The organism is Glycomyces buryatensis (genome assembly GCF_004912275.1).
In the GTDB taxonomy this organism is placed as follows: Bacteria; Actinomycetota; Actinomycetes; order Mycobacteriales; family Micromonosporaceae; genus Glycomyces; species Glycomyces buryatensis.
The window spans coordinates 121,562-137,600 of record NZ_STGY01000067.1; the positions used below are offsets into that span (position 1 = coordinate 121,562).

7 protein-coding genes are annotated in these 16,039 nt (G+C 69.2%); 3 read left to right on the forward strand and 4 right to left on the reverse strand.

Going from position 1 to position 16,039, the window contains the following annotated elements:
- Nucleotides 1-3 precede the first annotated feature (3 nt).
- The 4 genes from FAB82_RS18870 to FAB82_RS18885 form a co-directional block, all read right to left on the reverse strand.
- On the reverse strand, nt 4-3,117 hold the full coding sequence (locus tag FAB82_RS18870) for a DUF4132 domain-containing protein (protein ID WP_136536090.1): 3,114 nt from the start codon (nt 3,115-3,117) through the stop codon (nt 4-6).
- A 19-nt stretch (nt 3,118-3,136) separates the two neighbouring features.
- The gene (locus FAB82_RS18875; RefSeq protein ID WP_136536091.1) at nt 3,137-6,451 is read right to left on the reverse strand and encodes a DUF4132 domain-containing protein; all 3,315 of its coding nucleotides are present in this window, start codon (nt 6,449-6,451) and stop codon (nt 3,137-3,139) included.
- A 92-nt stretch (nt 6,452-6,543) separates the two neighbouring features.
- Nucleotides 6,544-9,876 (reverse strand): DUF4132 domain-containing protein, encoded by a 3,333-nt coding sequence (locus FAB82_RS18880; protein WP_136536092.1) that lies wholly within the window; start codon nt 9,874-9,876, stop codon nt 6,544-6,546.
- Between the two features lie 48 nt (nt 9,877-9,924).
- Nucleotides 9,925-10,911 carry a heme o synthase gene (locus tag FAB82_RS18885; RefSeq protein ID WP_136536093.1) on the reverse strand — a complete coding sequence of 329 codons (987 nt, stop codon included), beginning with the start codon at nt 10,909-10,911 and terminating at the stop codon, nt 9,925-9,927.
- A 262-nt stretch (nt 10,912-11,173) separates the two neighbouring features.
- Here FAB82_RS18885 and tkt point away from each other — a divergent pair, with 262 nt between their 5' ends.
- Genes tkt through FAB82_RS18900 form a run of 3 tightly spaced genes read left to right on the forward strand, consistent with a single transcriptional unit; the run spans nt 11,174 to nt 16,036 of the window.
- Nucleotides 11,174-13,255, forward strand: a complete 2,082-nt coding sequence (gene tkt, locus FAB82_RS18890) for a transketolase (RefSeq protein WP_246039714.1) — start codon at nt 11,174-11,176, stop codon at nt 13,253-13,255.
- Between the two features lie 46 nt (nt 13,256-13,301).
- Nucleotides 13,302-14,423 (forward strand): transaldolase, encoded by a 1,122-nt coding sequence (gene tal / locus FAB82_RS18895; RefSeq protein WP_136536095.1) that lies wholly within the window; start codon nt 13,302-13,304, stop codon nt 14,421-14,423.
- On the forward strand, nt 14,420-16,036 hold the full coding sequence (locus FAB82_RS18900) for a glucose-6-phosphate isomerase (protein ID WP_136536096.1): 1,617 nt from the start codon (nt 14,420-14,422) through the stop codon (nt 16,034-16,036). Before tal ends, FAB82_RS18900 begins: the two co-directional genes overlap by 4 nt.
- Nucleotides 16,037-16,039 lie beyond the last annotated feature (3 nt).

Consider the following 16,039-nt stretch of genomic DNA (forward strand, 5'->3'; position numbering starts at 1 on the left):
TCCTTAGTTCGAGCGATGGGAGCCGAGCCGAGCCAGGTCGGCCAGGGCTTCGGCGACGGATACGGGATCGACCTCCCGCAGGGGCCGCGGATCTTTCGGAACGTCGAAGCGCGCGATTCTGGACAGCGTGACGATTCCGAGGCACTGGAGCGGCAGCGACGCTCGGGTTCCGCCCGCAATGCCGGGAGTCAGGTGCAGGATCGCGTACCCGGTGCCGCGCATGCGCTTCGCCAGTCCGGTCGGCAGCCACTCGTGCTGGCTGGAGTCACGCCGCCAGCCGCGACTCATCAGTTCGAGGACGTGCTCGATATCGACCTCGACGCCTTCGAAGCGGGTCAGGCGCGAGGTCTTCAGCTCCTCCTCGGTGAAGGTCAGAACGGGGCGGCTCAGCTGCTCGATCGGCTGCACCACCAGGTAGTCGGCGAAGATCTCGGCCCAGCGGTCGAGTTCGGCACCGAGGTTGGCCGGGTGCGCGAGCCGGACGAGGGTCCGCGCGGAGAACCTGACCTCGCGCTCGGCCACGTCGGACAATGTCCGGTCCTCGGCCACCCGAAAGGAGGTCCAATCGCGGCCGATCTTGGCCTGCCACAATAGGTTTCGCGTCAGTGGCCACGCGAGGGGCTGGCGTACCAGGCTGCGGTGAAAGTCCTCCATGGCCCAGATGTGGCCATCGATCATGTGCCGCTCCAGGCGGTCCGCCAGATCCTCGACCGCCATCTTCACATCCGGCCCGGATTCGGGGATGAGCAGATCCGACAACTGGTCCGGGCTCAGACCGCGTGCTTTGGCGGTCGCCTTGAAGCGCGCTACCGCGGCTTCGCGCAGCGACTCGCATTCGGTCCGATCCACGATCCGACCGACGCCGCGCAGCGCGACATCGCCGTCGATCGCGGCCAGCACCGCGAATTCGCGCAGGACCCGGTGATCCTGTTCGCCCCGCTTCCAGGCCAGCGCCCGCGAGGCGAGGCGGCGGGCCGTCTCATCGTCGCCGAAGCGCGCGAGCTGGGTGAGCGCCCAGCGGCCGCTGGCGGGGCTGCCGGCCTCGGTCCACTGCTCGAACACCGCCCAGGAGAACCGCGCCAAGGAGGTCGGGTCGCAGCTGCGGAGGACGTGGTCGGTGCCGGCATAACGGCAGTCGGGCGCGTCCGCGGCCATGACATTGAGCAGTTGGCGGATCGTGGCGTCCGGCAGGGCCGCCTCGCCCCCGCGCAGGGCCACCTGCGGGAGCAGCGGCAGCGTTGCCCAGGGGATCGTTCGCGGTATCCGAACGCCGACCGGGCGGAGCGGATCGAAGTCGACCAGTTCGCGGATCGCCGCGATCGCCTCGTCGCCGTACTGCTCGGCGGCGGCGCACACCAGGTCGGGGCCGCGTCGGATCGTTAGGAAGCGCAGGGCCTCACCCGCGCACCTCCACGCGCGCCGGTCCTCGCCGAGCGCATCGGGAATGAGCAGTGCGGCTGCGTCCTCGGCGTGGCGCTCCAGCCAGGCGCGGGCGATCGGGCGGGTGGGCCTGCTCCAGACGAGGGCATTCGCCATGATCCTGGCGACGTCGAGACTGACGATCGGCAGCAGCGCCCGATGGTGGAGGACGTCTGCGCGGGCGACGGCGAGGACCTGTTCGAGCAGGTCGGAACCGAACCGGGCCAGGGCCGCGCGCACGTAGTCCGGGTCGCACCAATACCCGCCGAACCGCCACCGCCGCATGACCGGTTCCGCGAATTCATCCGGCGCGAAGGCCATCACGATCACGGCCGTGCCGTCGAGCAACGGGTCGCTCTCTGCGCGTTTCTTCCACTCCGCATGGGCGATATTGCCGACGTATGGCGGCGTGGGCTCGGCCCAATCTCGCTGTTCGTCTGGATCCCAGCGGATCTCTTGGATTTGCGGGGGCGTCAGACCCGAAACCAATGTCGGTCTGCCCTTAATGAGCGGTTCCCGCCACGGTGGCGCCGTCAGCAGTTCGGGAACCATTTCGGACGGAGCCTCCGGGAGCTGCTTCCCCATGTCCACCAACGGCTCGAGCGCCGATTGGATCTCCGCATCGAGTTCGGGCAGCGCGGCGTCGAGCAGGATCGGGTGCGAGTGGACGATCACGGCGAGCCGCTTGCGCTGGTCCGCGTCCGCACCTTCGACTCTGGAAGCGACCGCGCGGAGCATCCGCTTGGGGAATCGAGTCGCGGACTCTTTGGCGGCGTTCAGGACTCTCCGCTTGTCCAGGTTGTCGACCAGGAATTCCATGGCCGCATCCGATGGGAGCGCCCCGATGGCGCGAAGGTTCGCGACGTCGCCGCTGGACCAGGTCGCCCGCTTTAGCAGCAGGGGCAGCGCCCCGGTGCCGAACCGGACCAGCAGGTCGGCGTAGTCGTGCGGGTGATGCGGCTCTGGGAGCTTGCCAACGCCCCCCAGCGTGTTGAGCTGCTTCTCGGTGGTGATCGACTGCGCCAGCAACGGTGGGAGGCTGCCTGGCCGGGTCGCGGCGGCTTCCACGCACACCTCGTCCATCCAGTCCTTCTCACCTGGCAGCAGAGCGCTCACCACGACGCGCCGGATGAGATCGGTGCGACGGGTGCCGAGTTCGGCGACCACAGCGGCGTAATCGGCGTCGGAGGCGGCAGCCAGTAGGGCCCGGAAACAGATGAGGTCTTCCTCGCTCCGCGCGGTAGACCACCAGAAGTTCTGATGAGACAGGGGAATGATCGCGACGCCGGGAGTCTCGTTCGTGCGCTTTTCGAGCGTGAGCGATTCGGCGACGGCGCTCATTGCGAACGGCAGTCCATGCTCGGCGACGAGCAGGTCGAATACAGGACGATATCGAGGCTTGTGGAGGGGTTCGCCGGGGTTCGCGGTTGCGGTCAGCACCAGCACGGTGGCGGCTCCGGCAACGTCGGACTCACCGTCCATGAACGCCAGTGCGGCAGCGGCGTACTCGTGGTTGAGAGGCAGGGCGAGGAATTCGCGATGCACTTGGTCGGCGGAAGCGAGCCTTTCGCGCCCAGCCTCGGGGTCGAGCTTGACCTCGCGCGGTTTGGTGCGGCCGCGCAGGGGCCGGACGAGGCGCAGCCAGTTCTGGGAGATGGCGAGGCGGTCCTCATCCGGCAGGGTCGGATCGGGCTTCATGCGGGTGGCTTCCTAGGGATCAGCGAGTTTCGGTCAGCTTCGTCAGGGCGAGCAGCGATTCCGACGCCTCCACAGGGTCGATCTCGCCGAAGGCTCGGGCCCGCTCCTCGTCACCGTTCCAGTCGAGGTCCCGGGGCGAGTGGTAGGCCCGGGTGAGCGTATGCACCTCATGGCGGTCGAGGTATCCGGGGAAGAGTCCGGGGGACAGCTCGACATTGAGGCAACCGCCATCGGCCAGCTCGCGGCTCAGACCCGGTTCGCCGTCGTCCGGGCCGGACTGTATGCGGTGCCAGCCGTGGTCGGTCAGCTCCAATACGCGCCCGGTCGAAACTTCGGCACCTTCGAAGCGGGCGAGGCGTCCGGTCGCCAGCTCCTCCGGGGTGAGGACCATGACGGTACGTGCCAGCTGCGCGAACGGTTGCAGGATCTCATAGTCCGCGAAGATCGAGGCCCAGGTCTGGACCTCCTCGTCCAAGAGCATCGGGTGGGCCAGGCGAATCCGGGCCGCGCTCGGCAGCTCGAAGCGCTCGTCCTCGGGCCCTGCAAAGGTGCGGTCCTCCTCGACGCGGAAGGCCGTGCGGCCATCCTCGGTTTCGGAGACCCAGACCAGGCGGCGGACCAAGTGCCGGACCAGCGCGTGGTCGACCAGCAGTGTCCGGAATTCCTCCGACGTCCAGGTGCGACCGTTGATCATGGCCCGTTCTAGGCGCCGGATCTGTTCGGAAGCGACGGCTCGGACGTCCTTCTTCAATTGGGTGAAGCGCTTCCGGGAGGCCTCGGCGATCTCGGCATCGTCCTTGACCCCCGGCTTCGGCAGGCTCTTCAGCGGTTTACCGTCCGCGGCGGTGACGAACGGCTTGAGCTGCTCGTCGAAGCCGACCTTGAACTGGCGCGGCCCGTAGTCCAGCACCAGAACCGACTCCTCCCCCAGCCCGAAGTCGGGGGCGAGGCGGTCGCCCAGCTGGTCGGCGCTGAGACCGAGGCCGGTGGCGATCGCCTCGATCTGCTGGGCCGCTTCGTCCTTGATCCCGCTGAACTTCACCTTCTGGGAGATACCGTGGATCGCCCGCAATGCCGCTTCGCTGCCGATCGCGCCGAGCACGCCGAGAGCGGTGACGGCCCGCTTGTGCTGGCTTTCTCCCGGCCAGCGGCGGATCAGCGGGGTGAGGCGCCGCACCGCCTCGTCGTCGCCGAAGTTGCCGAGCTGGCGCAGTGCCCACCCTTCCTTGGACGGCGCCTCGATGCCCATCCACAATTCGAAGAGCCCCAGGGAGAACCGCGCGAGCGAGTCAGGGTCGCAGTGTTCGGCGAGGACGTCGACGCCGACATACGGTTCGTCGGGTGTGCTCAGCGCCAACGTGGTCATCAGGTGTCGAAGGGCGCCCTCGGGCAGTGCTGCTCCGTTCTCGCGCAGCAGGACCGGCGGCAGCATTCCGGGGTCGGTCCAGTCGCCGGGCTTCGGGACCTTGCCGCCGACGATCTCCAGTGGATCGATCTCCGTCAACGGCCGCAACGCGTCAGCGGCTTCGGCGCAGTACGTCTCTGCGGCAATGAGGACGGTGTCCGCGCCTCGGCTTTCCGCCAGATATCGCAGCGCCGCCTCGGCGTTTGTTCGAAGGGCCTTGGCCTTGCCGAGCGCGTCCGGGATGAGCTGACGAGCGGCGTCCTCGCCGTGCCGGTCGAGCCAGTCCTGCGCCGACCTGCGTGCGGACTTCTTCCGCCGCAACCAGTCGGCGGCGAGGCGGGCAGCCTCCAAACCCGAGATCGGGGGCAGCAGTTCGTGCAGGTCGGTGTCCGATGCCATGGCGGCCAGGACGGGCCGCGTCGCCGCATCGCCGTGGCGGGCGAGGATCCGCTGGTACACGTCGGTGTACTCACGGTATCTGGAACTGCCGTCCCAATCCGAGAGCAGCGGAGCCGCCACCTCGGCGGAGGCATAGGCGTAGAACCTCGCATCTCGCACGGCCTCGTCTCGGCGGTGCTCGACGTCCTGGTCCCAGAACTCCTCGTCCCAGTGCTCTCCGGCGGTCTTCCACTGTTCGCGTTCGCCTTCGGCCCAAGCCAACCGCAGCCCGGCGGGTGCTTCCAGTCCTTCGATCACCACAGCCTTACGGTTGGGGCGCTTGACCGTCCACGGCGGGGCGGCCAGCAGTCGGGGTAGGCATTCAACCGATGCCACTGGAGCGGCGTCGCCGACGAGCGCTTCGATGACGCCCCTGGAGTCCCCGTCCAGTTCGGCCAGCGCGGCATCGAGATGCGGGTTCGTCCGGGCGATCCCGGCCAGCCGGGCGCGGTGCGCGGCGGAGGCATTCGGGGCCAGAGCGGCAGTGATCCGCAATGCGCGCACCGGGAACCGGGCCGCGGCGGCCTTGGATGCGGCGAAGGTGCCGTCCTCCACGTGGTGCTCCAGCAGGAATCGCATGGCCTCGTCGGAGGGGAGCAGCGAGATCGCTTCGAGCGCCATCTGGCGCGCCTCGTGGGTGCGGCCGAATCCGAGGTTCCCGGTCAGGAACGGCAGTGACTCGGATTCCATGCCTTCGATGAGCGACGCGGCGCTGGAGGGATCGTCCTCCCACGGTCCGAAGTGCTTCAGGCCCGCCGCGGCGAGCTGACCGGGCTCGGTGGCCGTCGAGTACAGGAGCCAACCGAGCGAACCGTAGTGGTCGTAATACCCGATCGCGCGCGCGTCCCGGCAGACCTGGTTCACCCAGTCCTGTTCGGTCGGAGCGATGAAGGCGGCGGCGACGCGCCTGAGAGGGCAGGTCCGGTGGCTACCGATCGCCGCGACGGCGGATCGGTATTCCGTTTCGGAGGCGACGGCGAGGTGCGCGCGGGCTCGCTTGATCTCCGCTACGGCGCGACCCGAGTCCGGCATCCCATTGAGGCCTCGCGCTCTCACATTGGCCAGGTGGCTCGTGAACACGGCCATGCCGATGAGTTCGACGGCCGCGCAGGCTGCGAAGACCAGACCGTGGTCGGCGATCCAGGCATCGACCTCCGAGAAGACGTCCTGCTTCCACGGCCGGTCGGCGACCGTCAAGCTCAGCCCGGCCACGGCGGCAGCGCCGGTCGGGTTCGACCGGCCCGCGAGGTGTTCCCTCGCGACGGCCGCGAGGTCCGGATCGGTCTTCCGGTGTTCGAGCGTCTTCAGCACGTCGTCGCGCCAGAATTTGATGCGACCAGCGAGGCGGTCGGATGCGGTCGGGTCGAGGGTCACGGGTCTCGCGGAGGGCTTGCCGCGCCGGGGGAAGGCCACATCGAGCCATTCGGGCGGCAGCTCGAGTCGGTGCTCGTCGGGGAGGCCGGGGTTCGGTGTCGCACCTGGAGGAGTCATCCCCAGCATGATAGGCGCGGGCTGCGACACCCCTCCGGACCGCGCTCACGCCGCCGCCCCGGACGGCGCGTCCGGGGCGGTGGCGTTGCGGCTCAATCGGTCTTGGTCAGTTTGGCGAGCGAGGCCAGGGCCTCGGAGACCACGACGGGATCCACATTGGTCATTTTGGGTGGGACGGGCACCTCAGGGAAGTGGAACTCACCGTTCTCGTTCAGGCGGACATCGCGGATGACCTGCTCCGGGTGAACTTCCACCGCCCCGGCGAAGATCCCCGGATCCAGATTGACCACCAGATATCCGATGCCCGGAATCCGCCGGTACACGCCCGGTTCCACCCCGGCGTCGAGCGGCGCCGCGCGGCGCCATCCCCGGTGGATGAGTCCGAGGAACTTGCCGGTCGGGACCTCGGCGCCCTCGAAGCGGGAGAGGCGGCCGGTCCGCAGCTCGTCGTCGGTCAACCTGAAGACCGGGCGGTCGATCTGCGCGAACGGCTGGATGATCTCGTAGTCGGCCAGGATGTCCGCCCAGGCGGACACGTCGTCCCCCAGCAGGACGGGGTGGGCCAGCCTGATCGAGGCGTCGTCGGGGAGCTTCAGTTCGTCCTCTGCGACGTCGGTGTAGCTGCGGTCCTCGGCGAGGCGGAAGGCGGTGGTCTCGCCGCCGAACTCGGCGATCCACACCAGGCGCCCGGCGAGGTGCCAGACCAGGGGGTGGTGCACGTAGTACCGGTCGAACTCGGCCTTGGTCCAGGTGCGGCCACTGCCCATCGCCCTCTCCAGGCGCTTGACGAGGTCGGTGGCGACGGTGCGCAGTTCCTTCTTCAGCAACGTGAACCGGCTCCGGGAGGCGTTGGCGATCTCGGCGTTGTCCTTGATACCGGGCCTCGGCAGGCTCTTGCGGAGCTTCCCGTCGTCGTCTTGGACGAAGGGAAGCAGCTGCTCGTCGAACCCGACCCTGAACCGCCGCGGCCCGTAGTCGAGCACCAGGGCCGAGTCCTCGCCGAGCCCGAAGTCCGGGACGAGGCGGTCGGCCAGCTGCTCGGCGCTCAGGCCGAGATTCGCGGCGACCGCCTCGATCTGGGCCGAGGCCTTCCACCTGATGCCCTGGAAATCGACCTTCCTGGAGATGCCGTGGATGGCCCGCAGGGCCGCCTCGGTGCCGATCGCGCCGAGCACCTCCAGGCCCCGCACGGCCCTGGCGTGCTGGTTCTCCCCCGGCCATTCGCGGATCAGCGGGGTCAGGGCCCGCACGGTGTGATCGTCGGCGAAGAGCGCGAGCTGCGTGAGCGCCCACCCGTCGGCCGACGGCGCACCGGCCAGCAGCCACTGCTCGAACAGGGCCCACGAGAAGCGGTTCAGCGAGTCGCGATCGCAGGACTCGGCGACGACATCGACTCCGGCGTAAGGGAACTCGGGCGTTCCGACGGCCAGGACCGTGATGAGGTGCGCCACGGCCTCGCCCGGCAGTGCCCACTCGCGCCCGGCCAGCAGCACCTGCGGGAGCGCGGCGGGGGCGGCCCACGGGCCGACCTTGGGCACTTTCACGCCGACCGGTTCGAGCGGGTCGAGGTCGACCAGCGCCCGGATCGCGGCGGCGGCCTCGTCGCCGAACGCCTCGGCCTCCGCGGCGACGGCATCGGCGCCGTGCCGCATCGCGAGGTAGCGCAGCGCCAGCTCGGCGCTGGTGCGGGCCCGCTTGTCCCTGCCGAGGGCGTCGGGAATGAGGAGCGGGGCGGCGGCGGTGCCGTGGCGGTCGAACCAGTCGCGGGCGGCGGCGCGGGCGGTCTTGAGGCGGGCCAGCGCGTCGGCCATCAGGCGGGCCGCCCCGAGGCTGAGCACCGGCAGGAGGAGCTTCCGCATCGGCGCCTCGGTCTTGACGCAGGCGAGGTATCCGGGCAGGCAGTCGGTCCCGAAGCGGGCCAGGATGCGCCGCATCTCGAGCTTGCCGGCGTACCAGGGCAGCACCGACCCGTCCCACTTCGGCACCAGGTGCTCGACCCGTTCGAGGGGTCCGTAGGCGAGGCACTGGAGGCCGTCGGTGGTGCCGTGTTCGCCCCAGGCGGCTATCTCGTGCCCCCATTGATTCGCGGAGTGGCGGTCGTAACCGGCGTAATACCCGTTATCGAGCCATTCATCGTGCTCGCCTTCGGCCCAGACAATGCGTTCGAGCTCCGGTTCGGGCAGGTCGAGCACGACGGGCTTGCGCTTGGGGCCCTTGCTGGTCCATGGCGGTTCCCGCAGCAGTCGCGGGAGCGCTTCGGCCTCGGCGCCGGGAACGCACCGTTCCCGGCGGGCCAGCGGCTCGACGATCTTGCGCACCGAGGTGTCCATCGTCGGCAGGGCGGCGTCGATCAGGACCGGGTCGCAGTGGAGCAGGAACGTCAGGCGCTTGCGGACCTCGGGCGTGGCGCCCTGGGCCCTCGCTGCGATGGCGCGCAGCGCGCGCCGGGGGAACCGCGCGGCCGCCTCCATCGCGGCGCCGATGGCGACGGGTTCGTCTTCGAGCTGGTCGAACAGGTAGGCGACTGCCTCGTCGGAGGGGATGGCGGCGATCGCCCTGTACGCCTGTTTGAGGTCGCTATTGGTGTAGTAGTAGTCGTCCACCGAGTTCCGGAGCACCGGCAGGGCGTCGGCGCCGAGACGGTGGAGCAGGTCGGCGACGTACGCGGCTTCGACCTGATAGCCCGGCAGGCGCATCTCGCCCAACTCTCGGAGCTGTTCGGCGGTGGTGACGGTCTCCAGCAGCAGCTCGGTGGTGTAGTCGAACGAGCCTCCCCGGAGCTCGGGGTGCTCACGGCACGACTCGGTGACCCAGTCGGTCTGGTCGGGGGCGACCAGGCAGGTGGCGAACCGCGCGACGGATCCGTCGCGCAGCTGGGCGAGCTCGGCCACGATCGCGGCGTACTGGTCCTCGGGGGCGACCGCCAGGAGCGAGCGGAGGTCGCCGAGGTACCGGTCGGTGTCGAGTCCCTGCCACTCGCTGCTGCCGACCTTCATGCGGTGCAGCGTGACAATGCGTTCGCCCGCCACCTTGCGGGTGGCGATTCCGAGGGTCAGGGAGCGGGCCACGGCGGCGGCGGCGAAGGGGAGTCCGTAATCGGCGATGAGCAGGTCAAGCAGCGGCCTGGGGGTGCGTTCGCGCCAGTTGCGGCGCCAGGCGAGCAGCGTCATGACGCCGGCCGCGCCCTTGTCGTCGCGATCGCCGTCGAGGAAGGCGAGGGTGGGGCGGGCGAACTTGGCGTTGTCGAGCCGGGCCAGCATCCCGCGCAGCCAGGGTTCGTGTTCGGCGAGCAGCTTCCGACCGGGCTCGGGATCGAGGACGACCTCGCGGGGCTTGCCGTGCCCGCGGCGGGGCCGGATATGGCGGTTCCAGGATGAAGGGAAGTGCAGCTGGTCCTCGTTGGGGAGGGCGGGGGTCTCCGTCATGCGCCAACTTTAGGGGGCGGGTGCGACTTTTCTCCCGGTCCCGTTGGGCTACATGAGGAACGAGTCGATGGCGAGGGCCAGGAACAGCAGCGTCAGGTAGCTGGTGGACCAGTGGAACAGGCGCATCGGCTTGGGGTCCTCGCCGCGGTTGACGCGACCGAGGAGCTTGTGGCACTCCCACACGAACATGGCGCCGGTGACGAGGGCGACGGACCCGTACAACCAGGTGGCGCCGAGCGGGACGGCCACGAGCGACACGGCGAGCGTCAGCCAGCCGTAGACGACCGACTCGACCGCGACGCGCTTGGCGGGGGCGACGGCCGGGAGCATCGGGATGCCGGCGGCGGCGTAGTCGTCCTTGAACTTCATTGCCAGGACGTAGAAGTGCGGGGGCTGCCACAGGAAGACGATGGCGAACAGGACCCAGGCCATCCAGGACATGTGCCCGGTGACGGCGGCCCAGCCGATGAGGATCGGGGCGGCGCCGCAGGCGCCTCCCCACACCGTGTTGTAGGGCGTGGTGCGCTTGAGCCAGATCGTGTAGACCACGTCGTAGTAGACGATCGCGCCGAAGGTGAGCGCGGCGGCGAGCAGGTTCACCAGCAGGCCCATGCCGACCACGGCGACGGCGCCGATGACCAGGCCGAAGATCAGCGCGTTGCGCGGGGGGATCTCGTGGCGGGCCAGCGGGCGCCGGTTGGTGCGGCGCATGAGCTTGTCGATATCGCGGTCGATGTAGCAGTTGATCGCGTTGGCCGACCCGGCCGCGAGAGCGCCGCCGACGAAGGTGGCGATGACTTCGAGCAGGCCGGGGAGCCCGCCGTTTTCGAGCCGGGCGGCGACGAGCATGGTGGGGATGGTGGTGACCAGCAGCAGCTCGATGATGCGCGGCTTGGTCAGTGAAACGTAGGCGCCGATGACCGTCCGGAGACTCGGCGGGGGCGTATCCGCGTCGTCGGGTGCGGGCAGTTCAATTCGCTTGGGGGCCTCGGGCTGCGGGGCGACTCCGGCGGCACGGGTCGAGTGCTCGTTCATCACCGCCCACACTACGGGCAGTGAGGTGGGGTCACGGGCTCGGGGCAACGGCTTCTACCTGCGCCTTTATGATGAGAATCTATCTCGTGTGCGGGTTCACACGACGAGTAATTTCGCCCTCCGAGAGACTGCGCATAAAGTTCGGGCTGTGTAGGTAGGGTCGAAAGGCACACGTCACAGGCCCAAACACGACGAGTTGCGAAGTGTCGCCGAATGTTGCTCGGCGGCCCGCGTACGACAAACACAAATGAGGAGAATCGCAGTGGCACAGTTCGAGTGGACTGACCTCGATCAGAAGGCGGTCGACACGGCGCGGCTGCTCGCCGCCGACGCGGTCGAGAAGGCCGGCAACGGCCACCCCGGTACGGCCATGAGTCTCGCTCCGGTCGCCCACACCTTGTTCCAGAAGGTCATGCGGCACGACCCGAGCGCCCCCGACTGGGAGGGCCGCGACCGTTTCGTGCTCTCCTGCGGACACTCCAGCCTGACCCTGTACGTCCAGCTCTACCTCGCCGGTTTCGGCCTGGAGCTCGAGGACCTGAAGAACCTGCGCCAGTGGGGTTCGCTGACCCCCGGCCACCCCGAGTACGGCCACACCGCCGGCGTTGAGACCACCACCGGTCCCCTTGGCCAGGGCCTGGCGACCGCAGTGGGCATGGCGATGGCCGCCCGCCGCGAGCGCGGCCTGTTCGACCCCGAGACCGCCGATGGCGCCAGCCCGTTCGACCACCACGTGTACGTGCTGGCCTCCGACGGCGACATCGAAGAGGGCGTCACCCATGAGGCCTCGGCGATCGCCGGCGTCCAGGAGCTGGGCAACCTGGTCCTGATCTACGACGACAACGAGATCTCCATCGAGGACGACACCAAGATCGCCCTCTCCGAGGATGTCGCGGCCCGCTACGAGGCCTATGGCTGGCACGTCCAGACCCTCGACTGGAAGGCCGGGTCCGAATACAAGGAGGACCCGAAGGCGCTGTTCGAGGCCATCGAGGCGGCCAAGTCCGTCACCGACAAGCCCTCGCTGATCCGTCTGAAGACCATCATCGGCTGGCCCGCCCCGAAGAAGCAGGGCACCGGCGGCGTCCACGGCTCCAAGCTCGGCGGTGAAGAACTGGCCGCCACCAAGAAGGTCATGGGCTTCGACCCGGACGAGTCCTTCGCCGTCGCCGCCGACGTCCTCGCGCACACCCGCAGCGCCGTCGAGCGCGGCCAGGCCGCCCGCAAGGAGTGGCAGGCCGAGTTCGACGCCTGGGCCGCCGCCAACCCCGAGAACAAGACCCTGCACGACCGCCTGTGGGCCGGCTTGTTCCCCGAGGGCTTCGAGGACGCGTTCCCCGAGTGGGAGGCCTCCGAGAAGGGCGTCGCCACCCGCGCCGCCTCCGGCAAGGTCCTCTCCGCCCTCGCGCCGGTCCTGCCCGAGCTGTGGGGCGGCTCGGCCGACCTGGCCGGCTCGAACAACACCACCATGGACAACGAGCCGTCGTTCCTGCCGGACAACCGCCAGTCCGCGAAGTTCCCCGGCCACAAGTACGGCCGCACCCTCCACTTCGGTATCCGCGAGTTCGGCATGGGCGCGATCCTCAACGGCATCAAGGTCCACGGCCCGACCCGCCCGTACGGCGGCACCTTCCTGGTGTTCTCCGACTACATGCGCGGCGCGGTTCGCCTTGCGGCCCTGATGAAGACCCCGGTCACCTACGTGTGGACGCACGACTCGATCGGCCTCGGCGAGGACGGCCCGACCCACCAGCCGGTGGAGCACCTGGCCACCCTCCGTGCGATCCCCGGCCTGGACGTCATCCGGCCCGGCGACGCCAACGAGACCGCCGTGGTCTGGAAGACCCTGCTGGGCAAGACCGACCGTCCGGCCGCGCTGGCGCTGACCCGCCAGAACATCCCGACGTACGACCGCACCAAGGTCGCCTCCGCGGAAGGGGCCGCCAAGGGCGGCTACACCCTGATCGACACCGAGGGCACCCCGGACGTCGTCCTCATCGGAACCGGCTCGGAACTCCAGCTGGCCGTCGAGGCCGCCGACACCCTCGCCGCCGAGGGCATCGCGGCCCGCGTCGTCTCGATGCCGTCCATCGAGTGGTTCAACGAGCAGGACGACGCCTACCGCGAATCGGTGCTGCCCAAGGCGATCAAGGCCCGCGTCTCGGTCGAGGCCGGCATCGCGCTGTCCTGGCGCGACATCGTGGGTGACGCAGGAGTCAGCGTCTCCCTGGAACACTTCGGTGCCTCCGCACCGTTCGAAAAGCTGTATGAGGAGTTCGGCATCACCGCTGCGGCAGTGGCGGATGCGGCCCGCTCCTCGATCAAGAAGGCACAGCAACAGTAACAACCGCTGAACTATTCGAACTAGCTGGAAAGCTGGAGGAATACCGATGAGCGCGAACGCGAATCTCGCCGAACTCTCCGAAGCGGGGGTGTCGGTCTGGCTGGACGACATCTCCCGCGAGCGGCTGGAAACGGGCAATCTGGCGGATCTCATCGCCGGACACTCGGTCGTTGGGGTCACTTCGAATCCGACCATCTTCGCCGGAGCCATCTCCAAGGGCGACGAATACGACGAGCAGATCGCCGACCTGGCAGTCCGAAAGGTGAGCGTCGACGAAGCCGCTCGCGCCATCACCACGTTCGACATCCGTTGGGCCGCCGACGTCCTCGCCACGGTCTATGAGACCAGCGAGGGCGTCGACGGCCGGGTGTCGATCGAGGTCGACCCGCGACTGGCCCACGACACCGCCGCGACCATCGCCGAGGCGAAGGCCCTGTGGTGGACTGTGGACCGTCCGAACACCCTGATCAAGATCCCCGCCACCAAGGCCGGGCTCCCCGCGATCACCGCGGCCATCGCGGCCGGGATCAGCGTCAACGTCACGCTGATCTTCTCCCTGGAGCGCTACCGCGAGGTCATGGACGCGTACATGGCCGGGCTCGAATCGGCCAAGGCCGCCGGGCACGACCTGTCCAAGATCCACTCGGTCGCCTCCTTCTTCGTGTCCCGTGTGGACTCGGAGATCGACAAGCGGCTCGAGAAGATCGGCACCGAAGAGGCCAAGGCCCTCAAGGGCAAAGCGGCGGTCGCCAACGCCCGCCTGGCCTACCGGGAATTCGAGAACGCGTTCGGCTCGCCGCGCTGGGAGACCCTGGCCGGCTCCGGCGCCGTCCCGCAGCGTCCGCTGTGGGCGTCCACCTCTGTCAAGGACCCGTCCTACCGGGACGTGATGTACGTCGAGGACCTCATCGCCCCCGGTACGGTCAACACCATGCCGCAGAAGACCATCGACGACTTCGCCGACCACGGCGAGGTCGAGGCCGACACCATCCGCCCGTTCGTGGCGGACGCCGCCGCGGTCATGACGCGGCTCGAATCGGTCGGCGTCGACTACGCCGACGTGGTCAAGGTCCTCGAAGCTGAAGGCGTGGACAAGTTCATCGTCAGCTGGAACCAGCTGTTGGAGCAGATCGAGTCCAAGCTCAAGACGGGCGGGGAGCAGAAGTGAGCGATCCGATGGGAAAGATGGAAGCCGCCGGCGGATTGGCCGTAACGACCGGCGTCGATGTCAACAAGGCCGTTGAGGCCCTCAAGTCAGAGGGCATCCCCGCGAAGGTCCTCGCCAAGGACGCCACCCTGTGGGGCCCCGAGGCCGAGGCCGAAGCGGCGATCCGGCTGGGCTGGGTCGACACCTTCGAGAAGTCCAAGGAGCTCATCGCTCCCCTGGCGAAGCTCCGCGCCGAGTTCGGCGAGCAGGGCATCGACCACATCGCGCTGTGCGGCATGGGCGGTTCCTCGCTCGCGCCCGAGGTGATCTCCCGGACCCTGGACCTGGGCATCAGCGTCCTGGACACCACCGACCCCGGCCAGATCCTGGCCGAGATCGGCGAGGAGTCCCTGCGGCGCACCGCCGTCGTCGTCTCCTCCAAGTCCGGCGGAACGGTCGAGACCGACTCCCAGCGGCGCGCCTTCGAGGCCGCCTTCAAGGGCGTCGGCATCACCGACTTCGCGGGGCGCTTCGTGTTCGTCACCGACCCCGGCTCGCGCCTGGTCGAACTCGCCACCGAGCAGGGCTCGCACCTGTTCGAGGCCGACGAGACCGTCGGCGGACGCTACTCCGCGCTGACCGCGTTCGGGCTCGTCCCGACCGCGCTGGCCGGCGCCGACATCGCCGAGCTCATCGAACAGGCCGAGGCGTTGGCCGCCAGCGCCACCGGCGAGGGCGACAACCCCGCGGTGGTCCTCGGCGCGGTCATCGCGGCCCGACCCACCATCACCATCGCCGACGACGGCACCGGCATCGTCGGCCTGGGCGACTGGGCCGAGCAGCTCATCGCCGAGTCCCTCGGCAAGGACGGCAAGGGCACGCTGCCGGTCGTCCTCGAGGGACCCGCCGCCGCCGGCGCTCGCGGTTCCGACCGGGTGTACGCCACCGTCGGGGGCTCCTCGACCGGCCTGCCCGCGGGCGGTTCGCAGCTGGCCATGCCCGACGTGGTCGTCAACGGCCCGCTGGGCGCGCAGTTCCTCGCCTGGGAGCTGGCCACCGCGTACGCGGGCTACCTGATCGGCATCGACCCGTTCAACCAGCCCAACGTCACCGAGTCCAAGGAGAACACCAACCGGATCCTGGCCGACGGCCTTCCCGATGAGCGTCCGACCGCGGTCGACGGCGACATCGAGATCTTCGGCTCGCACGCCAAGACCGTGTCAGGAGCGCTCGGCGAGCTGCTGCTGGACGCCGACTCCAAGGACGCCTACGTGGCGATCATGGCCTACCTGGACCGCCTGGACGACGCCCCGGTCGCGCAGCTGCGCTCCGAGATCGCCGAGCGCACGAACTCCCCGGTCACCTGGGGTTGGGGTCCGCGGTTCCTGCACTCGACCGGGCAGTTCCACAAGGGCGGCCGCCAGACCGGGCTGTTCCTCCAGATCACCGGAGCGGTGGGCCAGGACGTCGAGGTGCCCGACCGCGAGTTCACCTTCGCCGGGCTCCAGGCGGCGCAGGCCGCCGGCGACCGTCAGGCGCTGGAGTCGCGCGAGCGTCCCCTGGTGCGCCTGCACCTCACCGACCGCAAGCGGGGCATCACCCAGCTGCTGCACGCCGTGAGGGAGTTGAGCTAGCAG